The 3293-nt window shown below is 67.1% G+C and carries 2 protein-coding genes; both read right to left on the bottom strand.

All coding sequences use genetic code 11. The features are described from left to right. On the bottom strand, positions 1 to 1939 hold a 1939-nt coding region (locus AN218_RS30420; RefSeq protein WP_141747764.1), incomplete at its 3' end, for a site-specific integrase. Then, entirely contained in the window at positions 1936 to 3228 is a 1293-nt protein-coding gene (locus AN218_RS30425) for a tyrosine-type recombinase/integrase (RefSeq protein ID WP_070020256.1), read from the bottom strand. The genes AN218_RS30425 and AN218_RS30420, both read right to left, overlap by 4 nt. Between the last annotated feature and the right edge of the window lie 65 nt (positions 3229 to 3293).

A 3293-nucleotide genomic window follows, 5' to 3' on the forward strand; every position in this document is an offset into this window, starting at 1 on the left:
CTTCCGTGGTGAAGATCCGCCGGAAGTCGTGCGGTTGGAACTCCAGAGGCTGCCCTGCTGAATCGGTGAGTCCCGTGGCCTTCAGGACCTCGTTGAGGGCCTTGCGGATGGAGTTGGAGGAGACGGCCCGCCGCTGACCACCGCTGATCCACTGGAAGAGCAGGGGGACGGGCGGGTGCCAGATCTTCTCCAGGCCGTCATAGAAGGGGATCAACGGGATGGCCCCGTTGGGCCCTCGGACCCGGCTGACGATCGCGCTGAGGACGTCGGCGAGTTCAGGGCTGACGACCAGGAGCCGTTCCTCGTCCGTCTTGGAAGGCGCGATCTGCAAGAGCGGGATGAGTTCGCCCGTGGTCGGCAGCGTGTATTGGGTGATGCTGTGGTGGCTGGTCTCCAGCATCTCTTCGATCCGTACTCCGGTGTGCCGGAGGAATTCGATCGCGGCCCAGGCCCAGAACGCGCGGTGTTCGGCCTGGCCGAAGTGGTGCCGGCGTCCCGATTCGTCATAAGCGCAGGAGGAGCCGTGGCTCTCCAGCCGGTTCGGCCTGTTGGCCTTGGTGAACGTCTCGCCGAGGACGGTGAAGGACTGTCCGCCGGGTGCGGCCCGGATGGCCTCCAGCCGGGTCCGGGCCTCTTGGAGGCGCTTTTCCGCGGCGCTGACCAGGGCGGGCAGCACCGGGAGCCGTTCACGGGTGCGCTGGTCCATCCTGGCTTTGCGGCGCGAGTTGAGCTTCTTGTAGGTGATCTCGTTGGAGCTGACGGGGCTCGGGACCGCCCAGGGACCCCAACGGGCCGGGTCTTCCAGGGCCCATTCGGCGATGTCGAGGTAGAACGCGCGGACATAGCCCAGGCTGGAGGCATAGCTGGCCCGCGGAGTGGTGACCGCGGTCGTGGTGCCGTCCGGCATGCGGCGGTGGGTGACCTTCACCCGTAGCCTCTCCTTCCAGGCGGCTGCGACCTCGCGGTCCAGGTGCAGGGAGGTGATCCCCGGGTTGTGGTCCTCCAGGTTCTTCCAGAAGTGCAGCGCCAGGACACGGGCGAGGTCCTCGAAACTGGCGTAGTCCAGGGCCGGTTGGCGCTCGGTGAGGTAATCGACGATGAGATCGCGGACCGGCTGGTATTCGAGCTGGTAGCGGTCGACGAGCTGGGCAGGAGTGAGCTGTCCCGAGTAGAGGGTGAGCGCTCGCAGCGTGGTGGGTGCGTCCGGTGGGAACTGCCCGATGTCCTTGAGCAGGGAGTAGAACAGGGACCGGCTGTCGCCGTAGCGGCCCAGGTTCGCGACCTCGGTGTGTCGCAGTTCGATGCAGTCGCCGACAGTGATGTCGCCGACGCCGCCGCCCTTGGCAAGCATGATCATCGCGAGCTGTGTGCGGGCGGTGTGGCCCATCCGCGAAGCCAGCAGAACTGGGTCGGTGGCCTCCTCCAGGCGGGCGAAGCCTTCCGGGTCGCGGTGTTCGACCACGGCAACCCGCCAGTTCCGCGTGCGGACCACTCGCAGCAGAAACTCCAGGTCGAAGCGGATGACGTCCGCGAAGGCCAGGCAGAGGATCCCGCTTCGCAGGCCCTCTTCCCGGGGCTTTTCCCCGCGTTCGGCCAGCCAGGCCATTACCGGCTCGATCCACTGGAAGCCGAGGGAGTTTCCCGGGCTGGCCTGCCAGCGCTCCTGCCAGGTCGTTCCGGGGAAGGTCTCCAGCCATTCCAGGATCTTGCAGACGCCGTAGCGACGGGCGTCGTGCGTCGTCTTCACCCGGGCCCGCAGCGGCGGGCGACTGATCCTGGCGATGACCTCCTCGCGGCTTCTCTCGGTCATCGCCCAGGTCTCGGGCCGTGTGCGGGGCGGGAACTGGGTGAGCATGTTCCTGGCCGCTTGGCCCTCGAACCGGGAGTGTCCCGACCAGCGCTTGGACGAAGTCGGCGGACTTGTCGTCGTGGCCGTCATCCAAGCCCCCCGAACAGAGTCTTCAGCGAGTCCGGGTTATAGCCCGGGCTCGGCGGCGGGCTGGCCGGTTCGGCCGTGCGCTCGGCCTGGCGTCGGTGGTGAGCCAGGGCGCTGGCGATGACATCGCCCGTGGTCGCTTTGGTGTAGATCTGCGTCGTACTCAGTTGTGCATGGCCCAGCACCCACTGAACGTCCGTCAGGGGCATCTGTGGGTCGCGGGCCATCCGATAGGCAGCCGTGTGCCGTAGATCGTGAAGCGTCCAGTTCGCTCCCAGCAGGCCGTTCGCACGATTCAGCATCGCCCGGGCCGCGTGGTAGTTCAACGGCCGCCAGGGCCGCCGCAGTGTCCACCACAACGGCATGTCCCGTCCCCTCGGGACCCCCAGGCGCCAGGCTTCCTCCTGATAGAGCCGCAGCCAGACGAAGGCATCGGTCGAGCAGGGAAGCTGCTGGTATTCGCCGGTTCCCTTACGGAACACCCCGAGCAGTTGGTCACCGGGCAGAGCATCACGGTTCCGACTAGTGAGCAGTTCCTCGGCGCGGGAGGCGTTGGAGACCCAGAAGGCCAGCAGGGCCCGATCGCGGTTGTACTTCAGCGCGGCGAAGAGCGCGTTGAACAGCTCGTCGGGGATCCGCCGCGGAACCTTCTTGGGCACCCTGGGCCGGTAGCGGCCCGTGCGTTCACGCGCGAACGGGTTGAGCGGATTGTGGTGGGCGTTCGCCCGCCCCTTGCGGCGGGAGCGGTCCAGCGGGAACGGGTTGACCAGGGGACCGGTCCCCTCCTCGAGGTGGAAGTCGTAGAAGGCCCGCAGCACCGTCTCGCTGTGCGCACGGGTGGTGGCCGCGAACTTCGGGCCCGGGGAAGTCTTGCCGGTCACCGGGTTCGGTGTGCCTGCCGCGGCCAGCTTCGCTGACCGCGGCTTGGGGACCTCCGCAGCCGGCATCCCCTTGCGCTGGTAGCGCCAGTGCATCCGGACCGGCTTGTCCGCGAGCTGCATCCAGCGGGCGAAGTCCCGGCCCTCCACCCGCGTCGCCCTGTTCCAGGGCACCTCAAGAGCCCACAGGAACCGGTACCAGCGCAGCAGGTCCATGCCGTACGAACGGAGCGTTGTTGCCGGCCTGGATGCGGCCTGGAGCTCAGCGAAGTAGACCTCCACCGGCTCCACCACGGCCCCCGCCGGATCGATCAGCTGATACGGCATGGCCGTGTCAGCTGTCTCGATCAGGCGGCCGATCTCGGGCAGGACAAAGCTCGCCAAGTCCCTTGCGGGAGCGGTCTGATCAACCATGCCGGGAAGCTAGCAAAACCTCAACTGACCTGCGAAAATAGAGAATTTAGTTCAGTCAATACACC

Source organism: Streptomyces nanshensis (assembly GCF_001751255.1).
Classification (GTDB): Bacteria; Actinomycetota; Actinomycetes; order Streptomycetales; family Streptomycetaceae; genus Streptomyces; species Streptomyces nanshensis_A.

What these genes read in the sequence shown, in the direction of transcription:
- AN218_RS30425 (WP_070020256.1), bottom strand. Translation starts at nt 3,228, where the DNA reads ATGGTTGATCAGACCGCTCCCGCAAGGGACTTGGCGAGCTTTGTCCTG.